We start from the raw sequence: 15,032 nt of genomic DNA on the forward strand, positions 1-15,032 counted from the left end.
GACGTCTATTCAAACCCGAACCGAAGAAGGACTGACGGCAACCTGCTCCACCAGCTGTTCCACTTGGGCAGTACGCTTCGAATGACAGCCGGTGAACTCTACTTCTTCTCCGTTCTCCACGTAGAATGCCGGCCCCTCATGATTCTCAATGGTCACCTGGCGGAAGCTGATCTCCCGCACATTGCCCAGATAGAATCCGCGCCTTTTCATGTCTTCGATGCCTGCCATCATCGCCGGACGGCCGGGAACCGCGTTCTCTGCCATGGAAATAGCAATATTGGCAAAGGTGATTTCCGAGATGTACTGTTCCGCCAGCCCGTACAGGAATCCTGCAGCCGCATGGACATTTCGGGCGGTAATATCGGAGAAATGAATACGTCTGAACTGCGGTGTCTCTTCCGTAACCGGATAGGGATTTTTGTCCCAGACATATTTCTCCTTGCCGCGTGGTCCGCAGAAATAATAGAGATTAAGAATAAACGGACAGATCACATCCTCCATCACAATATTGCTGATGCGGATGTCCTCGACGATTCCGCCGCGCCCCCGCCGCGATTTCAGGCGGATGCCCCGGTCCGTCTGCTTGAAGACACAATTGCTGATCGTCACATTGCGGATGTCCCCGCTCATTTCACTGCCCAGCACAACTCCTCCATGACCATGGATCATCGTGCAGTTCACAATTGTAATATTCTCACAAGCTACCCTGTCCGCCGTATCCTCGGTGCCCGCTTTGATCGCAATGCAGTCATCCCCTACATCGATATTGCAGTTGCTGATTCTCACGTTCCGGCAGGACTCGGGGTTAATGCCATCCGTATTCGGGGAATCCGCCGGATTGAGAATAGACAAGTTGTCGATCGTCACATTGGTGCATAGTACCGGATTCACCGTCCAGCTTGGCGAGTTCACAAGGTTCAGATCCTTCAGTGTGACCCGGGTGCAATCGTAGAACCCGATTAATGTTGGTCTGGGATAGGGCAGCTCCTCCCGGCGGTTCTGGAACAAATCCCACCAGGATTGTCCGTTGCCGTCAAACTTGCCGCTGCCGGTAATGGAGACGTTGTGTAGCCCGCTGCCGAAAATACACGGCGAATACACCTGCCGCTTCACGCCCTCCCATCTCGCTTCGACCAGCGGATAATCCGCAAGATCCGGACTGAAGGAGAGTACGGCTCCGGGACTGAGATGCAGCTCGATGTTGCTGGCAAGCTGGATGGCGCCCGTCCGGTACGTTCCGGCAGGAACATATACGGTACCTCCTCCGGCTTCGGCGGCCGCTGCAATGGCCTGGGAAATAGCATTTGTCGCCAGCCCCCCACTGTCCCGCACCGCTCCGAAATCCGCAATATTATAACCTAACATCCAGCATCCTCCCCTGCTCCTGCTTGCCGGCCAGCTGAACCTCGCCGCAGGCTTGCAGAAAGGCCCCGACTCCTTTTAGATCATTGGTGATAATCGGCTCGCTGATATAATAGGCAAAAGTGCCGTCACGCTGGTCAGCCCCGCCAAGCCCGGCAACCTGGCAGTTTTTGTTCAGATTGATCCAGCCTTCTTTGGTTTCCAGCACGAACTCGGCCAGAATGCCCTGGAAAGCCTGCTCCAGCACCGGCTGCCAACTGGCATCCAGTACTCCCAGCCGCAAGCCCTTGGCCATCGCATAGGCGATCATCGAGGAGGCGGAGGCCTCCAGATAATTCCCTTTGCGCCCTGCTTCATTCAGCACCTGATACCAGACACCAGATTCCTTATCCTGGTACTTTTTCAGGGCGGACAAGGTATCATTCAGAATCCGCACCAGCTCGTTGTAATCCGCATGCTCTGCAGGCAGAAGCTCCAGCACATCTACCAGCGCCATTACAAACCAGCCCATGGACCGGCCCCAGAAGTTTGGCGACAAGCCCGTCTTTGGATCGCACCACGGCTGCACCCGCTTCTCATCCCAGGCATGGAAGAGCAGTCCTGTCCGGGCATCCTTTGTATGCTGTTCGCAGAGGATAAACTGCTTGGTCACATCCTCTATTCCCTGTCCGTCTTCAAAGGTGAGCACATGCTCCAGATAAAAAGGTGCCCCCATATATAATCCGTCCAGCCAAATCTGGTACGGATAAATTTCCTTATGCCAGAACGCGCCCTCCGAAGTCCGGGGGTGGGTCCTTAATTGCTCTCTTAGCAGTCCAGCAGCTTTGCGGTATTTCTCCTGCTTGGTGTCCTTGTATAAAGTAAATAACAGCTTCCCGTTATTGATATGGTCGATATTGTATTCGTCCTGGCGGTAGCCCTGAATGCTGCCGTCCTCCTGTACGAAATGATCCAGATGATCCTGGATAAACTGCAAATAGGTCCGGTCTCCGGTCTGCTTCCAGAGCAGCTCGAACCCTTTTAACACTACGCCATAATCATAAGACCATTTGCCTTGATAGGTTCTATCCTCATAAAGCCTTGGGGTGCGCGCCATAATGGAATTGGCCGTACGGATGGCCCATGCTGTATTCATTTCAGTTCCTCCCTTAACCTGTTATCGTTAAAAGTGATCCCACCCGCAAGGGTGGGACCGGTTTGCTGTTAATTACTGCTTCGCTTTTTTATAAGCTTCTTCATATTCGGCGATGATTTGGGTGCCCCCGGATTTTTTCCAGCTCTCTACCGCTTCCTTGAATCCGGCTTCATCAAGTTCACCCATAATGAATTTGAATGAGGCATCGGTAATGATTTTGGCCATTTCCGTACCCTTTTCGTTGGCAGTGGCTGAATCCAGCGGGACGGTAGGGTCCAGCACGGCAAAATCATTGTTTTCTTTGATTAATTGATTGGACATCTCTTTTTCAGGGTTCGCATCTTTCAGCGAGAAAGTCACTTCACTTGGTCTTGAGCTGGCAAAAGGCTGGACATCGGCCTGCCATTTCTCCAGATCGATAATCTTGAACGCCCCATCTGCATCGATTTCATAATGTGTGCCTTTGATACCGCCTGTCATCAGCATAAATACTTCTTCATCAATCAGATCATTTACGAATTGCAGCAATCTTTTTAATTCCTCTTCCGTTTTCACCTCGGATTTCGGGAAGGCGAGCAGACCGCCTACTCCACTGCCTTCGGACCAGACACGGTATTTGCCGTCACCGTTAGAGATTTTGTTCACAGGTACGAGCTCCATGCCTTCCTGCAGCCCTTGCGACAGATCATGCAGATTTTTGATATCGACCATACCGGTGTAAATCCCGGTCTTGCCCTGTGCGAATTGCTGCTGCTGGTCTGTTTTTGCCGTTACGGCGAAATCCTTGGCCAAATAACCGTTCTCATATAAATTTCGGGAATAATTCAGGGTTTGCAGATACTCCGGTGTATCGAATTCCGGTGTGAATTTTCCGCTTTCATCCACTTTCCAACCATTCGGTGTACCGAAATAGGAGCTCAATAATTTGAAGCTGCTGTACCTTAGATCCGATCTGTCTCCAAACCCGGTTGTATCTTGCTTGCCGTTGCCGTCCGGGTCCTTCTCCGTAAACGCTTTCGCTACTTCATACAGCTCATCCAAGGTGGTTGGAACGGCAAGACCCACTTTATCCAGCCAGTCCTTGCGGATAACCAATCCGGAGCGTGCCAGATTCTTCTGGAACGGAACCCCGTACAGGACACCTTCAATGGAAGCGGCGGTCCTTACCTCTGCCGGAATATTCTTCAGATTGTCATAGTCATCCAGATAAGCGCCCACATCCCAGAACAATCCCGATTTGAGCGAGCTGCGCACAGAGGAATTGGTCATCATGGTCAAGGTGACAATATCGGCCAGCTCGCCTGAGGCCAGCGCGGTGGTAATCCGCTCTTCCTTGGATGCATCCGGTACCCAGTTGAAAGTAATTTTGGATTTGGTATATTCCTCAATCTTGCTCTTAACGACATCCGTTGGCGGAGAGGCCGTATGCAGTATATTTAACCAGGTTAGCTCAAGCGGTTTCTCTGATTCTCCTGCCGGGGTGGCGCTGCCTGATGTTCCTGCATTGCCTGTAGCTTCATTGGCTTTATTCCCCCCGCATGCCGATAAAAGGGTACTCATTACGGTAATAAAAATGACCATGCAGATTAATTTTTTTTTCATTTTTCTGCTCCTTTTCTATTGGTTTAATGCTATAAAAGATGATCAAAAACCTTTGCATATTTTTCCCGGTAAGTGCGTAAGTACGTGAAATGTTTGGGCTTCCAGCCGCTGTTGTCTCCACATTTCCTGATTTATACCGCTGTCTGCGGTAGAAATCTGGAGACAAAGGCGGACGCTGACGCTCCTACAGCTCCAAACTTCCACTCCGTTACTACTCACCTTTTAAAATTCTGCGCATTTTTTTGATTCATCTAATATACCTCGTTGGACTGTTGGTCTGCCGGCTTGCCGGGCTAGTACACCCCGTCTTCGCCCATTTTCTTAGCCAGCTTGTTGGAGCCGATGACCAGAATCAGGCCCACGATACCTTTGAACAGCCCCACCGTGGTACTGAAGCTCAACTGGCCATTTTTGAGACCCGCCGTGTAGATGTAGGTATCAAAAATTTCGGCAACCTCACGGTTCAGTGAATTCAGCAGCAGATACATGTGCTCAAAGCCCAGATCCAGCGTGCTGCCAATCTTCAGAATAAGCAGCGTGATGATTACCGGGCGAATGGCCGGCAGGGTAACATGCCAGGTCTTTCGGAGCCGGCCCGCTCCGTCCATTTCCGACGCTTCATACAGCTGCGGGTCCACAACCGTGATTGCTGCAAGATAAATAATCGTCGACCAGCCAAGTTCCTTCCAGATGATCTGGCCTATGTAGACTGTGCGCAGCCACTCCGGGGAGGTCAGGAAGCTGATCTTTTTGAATCCCATACTGGCCATCAATTCATTGATTACACCGCCGTCCACCGTCATAAAGACATAAGTGATGGAGACGATAATGACCCAGGACATAAAATGCGGAATATAAATGATCGTCTGTACCAGGTTTTTGAAATGGCGTTGCTTCACTTCATTCAGCATAAGTGCCAGAATAATCGGCAATGGAAAAAAGAGCACGATATTCATGGCGAACAGGACCAGTGTATTGCGCAGCAGCATAAAAAAGGTCGGTTCCGTAAACAAACGGATAAAATGCTTGAACCCTACCCACTCACTGCCGGTAATTCCCTTATAAGGCTGATAATCCTGAAAGGCAATCACCAGGCCCCCCATTGGCAAATACTTGAAGATCAGGAAGTACAGCACGCCTGGGAAAATCATTAAGTACAGCAGCTTATACCTTTTCAAGTTTGCTAAAATGGTTGTTGGTTTTTTCTTCTCCATGGGGATTTGTCTAGCAGCAGCGACAGTTGAAACTTTCACATGGCAGCCTCCTTTAAACGTTCCTCGTTACATTTCCAAGCGTACGTGATTTACTGCATTCCGTACATAATCATTACATGATAGCGATTACATCCCCTTATAAACACTGGGTTTTCCCCTTAGACACCTTAGCTGATGATTACTGTCAAAGATAATGATTATGCTGCTCTTCAGTCCTCTTCCCGCTTCAAAAAAACACCTCAGGATTTGATTATATACGTAATTGTCCTCCCTTGATAAAGTCTATATGTAAACGATTACAAGGAGGATAACCCATGGCAAAACCTTTACGTAAGAAAAATTCCCTCAGCAGCCGACTTTTTACCATTGTAAACAATTCATTACTGTTTCTTATTGCGCTGGTCTGTCTGCTCCCCTTCGTCAACATTATAGCCAGCTCCTTTGCAACGACGCAGGAAGTGGTCGCGAAGCGCTTCATCTTATTTCCGACTACATTCTCTCTGGATGCCTACCGCTACATCCTCTCGACACCTACGATTTTTAAAGGTCTCGGGGTATCAGTTGGCGTTACGATCGTCGGCACACTGGTAAGTATGTTCTTTACTTCATTAATGGCCTACGGCTTGTCCCGCAGATATCTGCCGGGAAGAAATACCGTGAACTTTATCGTCGTGTTCTCCATGCTGTTCAGCGGCGGGATGATCCCTACCTTCCTGGTCGTCAAAAGCATGGGCCTGATCGACTCCTACTGGTCTTTAATTCTGCCGGTAACGATCAATGCCTTTAATATGATTATTATGCGGAACTTCTTTCAGGCGCTGCCGGACAGTCTCGAAGAGTCGGCCAAAATTGACGGCTCCAATGACTTCGGAATATTCTTCAAGATCATGGTGCCGCTTGCTTTGCCCTCTATCGCCACCATCTCGCTTTTTTATGCGGTAGCGTACTGGAATACCTACATGAACGCCATCCTTTATATCAACAGCTCTGCGATGTGGCCGATCCAGGTCCTGCTGCGCCAAATTGTAATCGTCTCAAGCGGCATGCAGGCGGACGGGGCTTCAGTCGACGTTGTCCCGCCGGCCCAGACCATCAAAATGGCGGTCATCGTGGTGGCCACGGTCCCGATGCTTGCAGCCTATCCTTTTGTGCAGAAACACTTTACTAAAGGCGCCTTGCTGGGTGCAGTAAAAGGATAACCCTACTCTCCCTGAACAAAAGAAGTCTTAGTTTCTGCGGCTGCCGCAGAGGCTAAGACTTCTTTTTATGCAGAGCTGCTTAAGTTAGGTCCCCTGCTTTATTTTACGGTAAGATCCCGGGGTCACATTCTCTTTCTTGCGGAACGAGCGGATAAAATTCTGTGAATTATGGTATTGCAGCCGCTCGGCGATATCCTTGATGGTCATATCCGATTCCACTAGCCATTTTTTGGCCATTTCCAGCCGGTAACCCATCAGGTATTCACTAAAAGTTGTTCCATGCTCCTTCTTGAAGATGCTGCTTAAATAATTCGGATTATAATGGAGGCGTTCGCCAATAAGCTCAAGGGACAAATCCTGGTCATATTCGGAGCGGACGATGGCCGCGATTTTCTCGGAGAGGCAGCGGAACTGATGATTCGTTTTTTCTTTCATGCTTTTGACCATTGGAAAAATGACCTGCTCGACCAGCAGCCGCTCAATCTCCTCCGGATTACGCGTGTCCAGTATCTGATGATACAAGGTATGGTTATCCTGGGTTAGCAGCACCTCTATGCCGAGCAGTTGCTCCAGCTGAATCAGATTGTTCACGAACCGGATCAGGGTCACTTCCACGTTCATGGAATTCTTATTTTTCTTCATCATTTCCGCCAGCAATTGATAGAAGGTCACCCCCACCTGCTCCTCATCGCCGAGCCGGATAGCATCAAAGAGCCTGGCCTCCAGCTCCGAAGGGTAATACAGCAGCACCGGACCCGATACCAGCATGGAGATTTCCTCATAGAAGATAATAGATTCTTTGCCCAGGTTAAGCCGGTGCCGGAGCGCCTGCTTGCCCATTTCACAGGCTTCTTTGCTCTCCAGCAAGCTCCCGTACGTAGTGCTGATGCCGATGCTGATCGAGAGCTCCAGATAATCCCGCACCGTCTTGACCAGCTCTGCCGCGTAGTCCATCACCCGTTTGCGGATCTCCTCTTTATCCATTCCCTTGAACACAACAATCGTAGCCTGCGTATTATCATTCAGAATCACCGGTATCATCCGCTGCTCGCGCTCGACGACTTCTTCGACAATTTTGTTAATCGCCAGCAGCAGAACGTCCTTGTCTGAGGGCTCGCGCTTGCCGTAGTTATCCAGCTGGATTAACAGGGTTACGAAACGCCGGTCCCCGCTTAGATCATACCCGAGACGCGGAAGCTTGCGTTCCAGCTCTTCCCGGGATACCCGGCTGCGGAACAGATTCAGGATCAGCTGCGTCTCCAGCTGCGGTATTTCCGCCTCCATCAGACTCTCCAGGCTTTCCTTCTCTGTCAGAATCGTATCAATGGAGGACATAATCCATTCAAATTCATTTTTCGAGGAAAAGTGGGTATTGCCGGGCAGACTGCCCTTTATCTTCTGAATCGGTTTGGTAAAATGAATAGAGATCCCATACGCCACTACCACAACCAGCAGTGTCAGCAGCAGGACCATTACAATGAGTCCAAAGCGGGTGGTCTGCAGCGAATCGGAAATTTCCGCCTGCTCCAGAACTGTGAAATAGATCCAGTTGTTATAGGTCGATTTGGCAAAAATGAGCTGCACCTCATGCTGATCTGAGGTTTCTACCGTCATCATGCCATCCTGCTGCTTGCCGGCAGCCTCGGCGATCTGTGTCAGCTGGCTACCTCGAAACAGCTTCCCGCCGGAGGCATTTTCATATAACAATTCGCCTTGCCTGTTCGTGATCAACACAGAGGTTTCTTCTTTGGTTTGAATGGCACGGTTTAAGCTCTCCAGGGAAATATCCGATAAAGCGATGGCCAATTTCTTATTGGAGAACACCGGAAGGGTATTAACCAGCCGGATACCCTTGGCGGTTTTGGTCCAGAAAAGTCCCTGCTTCCGGTTCCCGATATAAGAGTCATACAGATCCTTAAGCTCTTCCTCTGTCAGATGCGTTAGTTTCCCGTCAACGATTCTCCACTTCTGATCCAGACTGATAAGGGTGTATTCCGTTCCCTCAGGACCCATGGAAGCAATATAGTTAAGCTGTGTATTGACATTCCTATAGGCCTGAAAATCTTTCTCCGTGATTGGATTCTTTACTACTTCACTAAAAGAGCTGGTGGTGCTGTATGTGTTGAAAGCGTATTCAATAGTTTGTATTTTCTGTTCCAGATTATTTTTGATCTGGGTAATGTAGCTTTGTTTGCTGTTGGCGACCCGCTCAATGACCGAGCTTTCGGTGCTGAGATAAATATACCCCCCGAAACTTGCTACCAGCCCGACCCCCAGGATTAACACAGGAATGAAAATTTTATAGAACATACTCCCCTTTTTCATTGCGATGCCCCTTTGTTTCATATCATTTCCACCAATTATAACGTTTTCTTCCGAACCTTGCCAATTAAAATAATGTATAACAAACGGATATGAAGCTTGAAGCCGGCCAACATAGAAAACACCGCTTCATCAGGTCAAGTGAGCATGTCGAGCTTCTACTGAACCACAGAAGAGGAGTCTTCCTTATGATATAGCATTAACCGGACCCAGATCAACCTTCGAATCTGGAGTGAAGTCTGCCTTGCTCGGAGCTTGACGTATCGGCTGGCTGGGATAGGGAATTACATCCACTGTATATGAAGTATAGGCTGTAAATGGATCATTATAGGGAAAAACACCCATTAATTTCACAAAAAGATTCTATTTTAGTATTTTTAACAATATTAACGGGTGGGATTCCCTCTAATATTGCTCAATGGCGACAATCTGCGGAGTTAACGGGTGGATTTCCCTATAGCCATGCTAGGACTACCCTGCAGTCAACAGGCCAAGCTGCCCGGGTATCCCCTCCCTAAGTCCGCGCAGCACAAAGACCGGCTTGAACTGCACAGCCGGTCTTCCGCTGCTGTATCAGCTCAGAAGTTAAGCATTGTATAATCATCATAGTAATCTTCGACATTGTGCAGCTCCTCAATTTCGAGGACCTTTATTTCATAGGGCAGGCTGGACAAGCCGGCACTGCCGGTTATATCAACCGGCAGGCCCGATACCGGATCTGCCAGCTTAAAAGTATAGGTCCCCTGCACCGTAGCCGTTACTTTGCCGAGCTGCTCCCCTTCGTTCCAGACCGAAAGTCCATAATTCATCTCGGCCTGGACCCTAAAGGTACTAGGGGCGTCTTCTTGAAAGGACAGGTATTCCGGCGGGTCACTGTCGAAGACCTCCAGAAAGTCCCACACTGCCGGACTTCCTTTTTGCGCGCACACGGCGGTGAAGCTGCGCAGGAACTTGTCCCGGTGCTCCAGGCTCTCAATCTGTTTCGCAGTGGCTTCCCAGATCCATTCCAGCAGCTGCTCGTCCTGCATCAGCCGGTTTTCCCATGCTTGCATACGGTCAATCACCTCCTGAACGTTTCAACTATACTTAAGACAGCCGGATACCACCCAAGCTGGCACCTTCGGCGAACAATCGTTTAATCTTCTTCTCCACCGCAGCATCCGGAATTAACGGCGGAGCCTGGTGCGGCTTCACTCTGGCATCAATAATGATATTATCGCAGGCCCAATGCTTGTTCTCATAGCCGCTGTTCACACCATAAATATCATGGGAGGGATTGCTGCGTGTAAAAGTAGCCCACAGAAAATTCTCCAATGTCCCGCTCATGAATTCGCTGTCGTCGCAGAGAATAATAAGGGGGCAGGACGGCAGCGGCCCTTGTTCCCGGATGGCCTCGCTCAAAGTGTCCATCTCCTGCTGCACTTCTGCGTAGCTGGTGAAGGCTTGCCCCTGAAGCACCACAATTCCCGGCAGCACCAGCCCTGTTCCTGTGATGCCCGGCAGTCCCTGCAGCGCCTCGGGAACCCCGGTGCACAGCTCCCGCCTCTTGTCCCCCACTGCCGCAAAGATGACCTTGCTCCCGGTGTTCAGTCCGGTTCCTGAGTAATCCAGCGTATCTATCGTGGTATGGGTCTGGAAATGGATATCGCGGCGCGGGTCAAGGCGTTCCAGAATATAGGTCAGGAAATCTTCAATATGATGAGTGCTGACCGCCCGGTCTTCTTCGGCGGTGATGAACAGATATTTGGCCAGACTAAGCTGTCCGGTTCCCAGGATCCGGTTCGCCATGGTGAGGATCTCTGCCGGCTGCTTCACCTGCTGGTAGGGCGTATAGCGCTCGCTGCCGATGGCGAACAGCAGTGGATGGACACCTGCGGCATCAACAGCATGCACTTCTTTAACACCCGGAATCTCCTGTTTGATAGCTCCACCGGTCAGCTCATGAATCAGCGCCCCAAAGGCGGTATCCTCCTGCGGAGGCCGTCCTACGACGGTGAACGGGAAGATAGCATTCTGCCGGGCATACACCTTATGTACTCGCATCACCGGGAACGGATGGGTTAGGCTGTAGTAGCCCAGATGATCACCAAAAGGCCCCTCCGGCTTAGTCTCACCGGGATAGATTTCACCCGTAATGACGAAATCGGCATCATTGCTGATGCAGAAGCCGTCGATATAACTGTAGCGGAAATGCCGCCCGGACAGCAGGCCGGCAAACGTAAGCTCGCTCATGCCTTCCGGCAGGGGCATCACGGCCGACAGCGTATGTGCCGGAGGACCGCCGATGAAGCAGCTTACTTTGAGGGGTTGTCCAAGTTTGTTCGCCCGGTCCTGGTGAATGCCTATGCCGCGGTGAATCTGATAATGAATGCCAACCTCTTTGTTCAGCTCATAATCATTGCCGCTCAACTGGACACGGTACATGCCGAGATTGGAATTCATGATGCCCGGCTTCCCCGGATCCTCCGAATAGACCTGGGGCAAGGTCACAAACGCCCCTCCATCCCCCGGCCAATGCTTAATCAGCGGCAGGTCGGAAATCTGGATCTCCTGAAAAGCCACGGGCTGCCCGCCTGCTTTCTTGAGTGGAAGCGCTTTTCGCGCCGCCAGCCCCGTACCCACATATTGAAAAGGATGCTTCAGGGCCTGCATGGGATCATTGCGAAGGGCAATGACATTCTGCGTCGATTCCCAGGTCTCCCGGAAAATAAACTTGCTGCGTTCCACGGTTCCGAATAAGTTCGATACGGCCCGGAACTTGGAACCTTTTACGTTCTCAAATAACAGCGCGGGACCACCGGCTTCGAACACCTTCAAATGGATCGCCGCCATTTCCAGCTCGGGGTCCACCTCCTCGCGTATACGGACCAAATGTCCATGCTTTTCCAGATCGATGATGCATTCTTCCATATTACTGTATCTCATTGTAGGCTCCATTCTCCTCTGTGCATTCATATTGGATGATCTCATTGATCATGGCTTGAAATTGGTAGAACGGTTTTGGGGGCAACCCCTGTTGCCTTGAGGAGGGACCTGCCTTGGCCTTGCTTATAGGGAAATCCGCCCGCTAAATCCGCAGCATGACCCCCTTCAGTTCCTTTAAAGGGAATTCCACCCGTTAATTTCGTCAAACGCCCCCAATTCGCCGGTTTCCATGCCATTAGCGGGTGGATTTCCGCTTACTCTGCCGTCCTAAGCCCATTCCCCACAATTAGCGGGCATTATTCCCTATCCTTCGTGCAGTATCCGGCTCCCCGTACCGATTCCAAAGCCAAAGACCCTTGCCTTCCTTCGCTCTAGGCCCGAGCGGCACCAAAGCTTGTACCGAAGCATATAATCTCAGTTTACGACAAATCAGCAAAAAACACATCTCAGCGTGAGATGTGCTCCTGCCAATACTGGAAATCTTCGTCCAGATTGAACTTGATCGCTTCGTAATTCTCCCAAGTATCCGGGACATGATAAGGGCTCTCCACCTCATCTTCCAAATTCAGATAGAACAGATAATCGCTTAAATAGTTATCATAGCGGCTTGCCGTATACACATTGCCGGCTTCATTCAGCATATGGGATGCGAGCACACCCCCTGCCCGTTCATAGAGCTGCGGCCCGGTCATCTCCCGCCGTCTGAACGCCTTGATCCCTCCCGCATACTGCTGTGCAAAGTCCGCACTGTATAGTTCCCTGTCAATTATCCAGCCAAGGAAAAATCCCCCGTGTGCATACCCCGGCCTTACCTTCAGCTCCTGCGGGTAATCGTCGCTGTCTCATTCTTCATGATACTTTGCCTTGTCATACACAGTCATCTGCCTGACTCCTTTAGTTGGATTGTGTATTCACGCTAATTCAAATAACAGCTAACAGGAACCTCTCCCCTTTTTCCTGCGCCGCCACAGCTGGTAGCCCTTGCGCACTAGTTCCAGCACCGTGCCCGGAACCGGAAACATCCAGCGTGAGGCGATAGGCTGATAGAGACGATAGTACGCTTTTTTAAAATCATCCCACATGCTGCAGTCTTCCTGCTTCAAGAAATCCGAAACATCTACAATCAGGCCGCGGCCCTCCCTGACCATTACATTTTTGCCGTGGACATCATGGGGATGGAGCTGCCGGGTGCGGGCATAACTCAGCGCGTTGTCAATATCGAGGATGGCCTGCTCCGGGATGGGGGCACCCCTCCTGATCGAATCGTAGAATGTGACTCCCAGCAGCCGCTGCAGCACCAAAAAATTGGCTCCCTCATAATAACAAACGGAGTAGGCAGGATGAAAACCCAGCCGCCGGTAGACCTCAGCCTCTTCCGCCAATCCCGGCCTGCCCGGTGCATATACCTTCACCGCTTCTCCGGGATAATCCGGGTGATAGAAGACGGCCGCATAATTGCCTGCGCCAAGCAGCATCCACGGGCTGGGGAAGTGCCGCACCTGCACCGGTTCATTCGGGTTGACACTCTCAATGGACAATTTCCCCAGCAACTGTCCCGTCACCAGCTCTACCAACTTCTCTATGGTTTCTTCTCTCAGCGGCTGTATACTAATCTACTCCATTCGTGAATTTCCGTATAATCTCAGTTTACGATAAATCAGCAAAAAACACATCTCAGCAGATGCATCAAGTTTTAAGCAGGAAATGGTGAATGTCTTCCTCTATACCTCCCCTAACGCAAACAGAGTCCCAAAAGCCAATCCACGGCTTTTGGGACTCCCCTCTATCTGCACTGCCTTAACTATGCTTCGCTGGCTTTGCGGCAGGACGACAAACAAATTCTGCTTCATTATAGGCATAATATTGATCCAGGATGGCTGCGCGGTCGTCCAGGAACAGCTGGTCGGCCACAGCCGTAACCAGCTTCGGTACGGCATTCCGGGTGCCTGAAATGGCCGATGCCGACAGGCCGCAGCTCGCCAGGGCCGAATAATTAAAAACAAACAGCCCGTGCAGAAGCGGTTCACCTTCCTCATTCCGGCTTAACAACTCGAAGCCGGGGCTGAGGTAAGGATGGGCATCCAGCAGCGCATTGGCCGTTCCCGCCGGAGCTGTATAGCGGTCGCTCCAGCGGGCAATATGCCCCTCGACCAGCCTCAGCTCAGGCCGCAGGCCCGGCTCGCTGACCAGGCCGGTGCTGATCACCAGGAAGTCGAAGGTGAATCGCCCCTTTGGTGTGGTCACCACCGCCTGTTCTCCCCGGGCCTCCACCTCCAGCCACGGAGCACCCAGATGCAGCCGGAAGCCGGGCCATGCGGCCGCACGCTCAAAAGTGTCGGTCGTAGGCGGCTGATTGCACTTGAAGAAATGGGCAATCACCGCATATTTATCGGCATCCGCAAGGGTGTGAAACCGCTCAATCATGCCCGACACCTCCATCTGGCGGATCGGATTCACGCTGGGCAGCTCCGTGCGGCGGACAAAGACATGAGCCTCGGCCACACCGGCCGTCAGCGCATAGTTGGCATTATCAAAGGCCGAAGCACCTCCGCCCAGAACCGCAATCCGTCTGCCCCTCTGTGCGCCGAAATCAATCGCTTCGGAGGTATGGGCATACAGCTGACCGGGCAGGTTCCCGGCAATCATCTTCGGCACATGCCATTCACCGCCGCCTTGAATTCCCGTGGCCAGCACCACCTTGCGTGCCAGCAAGACACCGGATGGAGCACTGAGACCCTCAACATGCAGGCGGTGCAGCCCTTTTTCCACAGGCTCAATCAGTTTCAGCTTCACCCTGTTCAGAACCGGCAAGCCGAGAATTTCCCGGTACCAACGCAAATAATCCATCCATTCGCCGCGGGGGATTTTGCCCAGCTCCTCCCAGCCCTTGGCCCCCTTCTGTGCTTCCCACCAGGCGCGGAACGTCAGAGAGGGAATGCCAAGATCAATGGAGCTCAGATGTTTGGGTGTACGCAGGGTAACCATCCGGGCATAGGTGTCCCAAGGCCCCTCGAACCCTGCCGGATTCTCATCAATGATCAGAATATTCGAGACTCTCTCGCGGAGCAGCCCAAATGCAACACCAAGTCCGCTTTGTCCGCCCCCAACGATCACCACATCGTAGACATGACCTTCTATTCGCTCAAGCGGCCGCACCCAATCCGCACCTCCAAAGGCCAGATAGGATAGCTCCGTTTGTACCCGTTCATTTAATGCTTCCAGGCTCATGGGTCCTCAACCCTTCCGATTGGCTTCTTCCTTCATTATATCTCG

10 protein-coding genes and 1 pseudogene are annotated in these 15,032 nt (G+C 51.3%); 1 reads left to right on the forward strand and 10 read right to left on the reverse strand.

Annotated features, from left to right (window positions below):
* Positions 1–9: 9 nt before the first annotated feature.
* From IEY53_RS27030 to IEY53_RS27045, 4 genes are all read right to left on the reverse strand, one after another.
* Complete coding sequence (locus tag IEY53_RS27030; RefSeq protein ID WP_189030540.1) at positions 10–1,365, reverse strand: glycoside hydrolase family 28 protein; 1,356 nt, start codon at positions 1,363–1,365, stop codon at positions 10–12.
* Positions 1,352–2,497, reverse strand: coding sequence for a glycoside hydrolase family 88/105 protein (locus IEY53_RS27035; RefSeq protein ID WP_189030541.1), 1,146 nt, complete (start codon positions 2,495–2,497; stop codon positions 1,352–1,354). Before IEY53_RS27035 ends, IEY53_RS27030 begins: the two co-directional genes overlap by 14 nt.
* A 72-nt stretch (positions 2,498–2,569) precedes the next feature.
* A complete protein-coding gene (locus tag IEY53_RS27040) occupies positions 2,570–4,099 on the reverse strand; it encodes an extracellular solute-binding protein (protein WP_189030542.1) in 1,530 nt (509 codons plus the stop codon).
* Between the two features lie 293 nt (positions 4,100–4,392).
* Positions 4,393–5,352 (reverse strand): ABC transporter permease, encoded by a 960-nt coding sequence (locus IEY53_RS27045; RefSeq protein ID WP_373293945.1) that lies wholly within the window; start codon positions 5,350–5,352, stop codon positions 4,393–4,395.
* Between the two features lie 275 nt (positions 5,353–5,627).
* Between IEY53_RS27045 and IEY53_RS27050 the strand changes: the two genes are divergently transcribed.
* A complete protein-coding gene (locus tag IEY53_RS27050; RefSeq protein WP_189030543.1) occupies positions 5,628–6,512 on the forward strand; it encodes a carbohydrate ABC transporter permease in 885 nt (294 codons plus the stop codon).
* Between the two features lie 84 nt (positions 6,513–6,596).
* On the opposite strand, the gene IEY53_RS27055 is transcribed toward IEY53_RS27050, so the two are convergent.
* From IEY53_RS27055 to IEY53_RS27080, 6 genes and pseudogenes are all read right to left on the reverse strand, one after another.
* Complete coding sequence (locus tag IEY53_RS27055) at positions 6,597–8,837, reverse strand: helix-turn-helix domain-containing protein (RefSeq protein ID WP_189030610.1); 2,241 nt, start codon at positions 8,835–8,837, stop codon at positions 6,597–6,599.
* Positions 8,838–9,412: 575 nt separating this feature from the next.
* A complete protein-coding gene (locus IEY53_RS27060; protein WP_189030545.1) occupies positions 9,413–9,886 on the reverse strand; it encodes a hypothetical protein in 474 nt (157 codons plus the stop codon).
* Between the two features lie 34 nt (positions 9,887–9,920).
* Positions 9,921–11,759: a UbiD family decarboxylase gene (locus IEY53_RS27065; RefSeq protein WP_189030547.1), complete on the reverse strand. Its 1,839-nt coding sequence runs from the start codon at positions 11,757–11,759 to the stop codon at positions 9,921–9,923.
* 446 nt (positions 11,760–12,205) lie between these two features.
* Positions 12,206–12,583, reverse strand: a pseudogene (locus IEY53_RS27070) (DUF7832 domain-containing protein); the annotation flags it as partial.
* A 108-nt stretch (positions 12,584–12,691) separates the two neighbouring features.
* Positions 12,692–13,321, reverse strand: a complete 630-nt coding sequence (locus IEY53_RS27075) for a serine/threonine protein kinase (RefSeq protein ID WP_229696382.1) — start codon at positions 13,319–13,321, stop codon at positions 12,692–12,694.
* Between the two features lie 235 nt (positions 13,322–13,556).
* A complete protein-coding gene (locus IEY53_RS27080; protein WP_189030551.1) occupies positions 13,557–14,987 on the reverse strand; it encodes an FAD/NAD(P)-binding protein in 1,431 nt (476 codons plus the stop codon).
* Positions 14,988–15,032: the final 45 nt, after the last annotated feature.

Origin of the sequence: Paenibacillus albidus (genome assembly GCF_014644435.1) — a bacterium.
Classification (GTDB): domain Bacteria; phylum Bacillota; class Bacilli; order Paenibacillales; family Paenibacillaceae; genus Paenibacillus_AQ; species Paenibacillus_AQ albidus.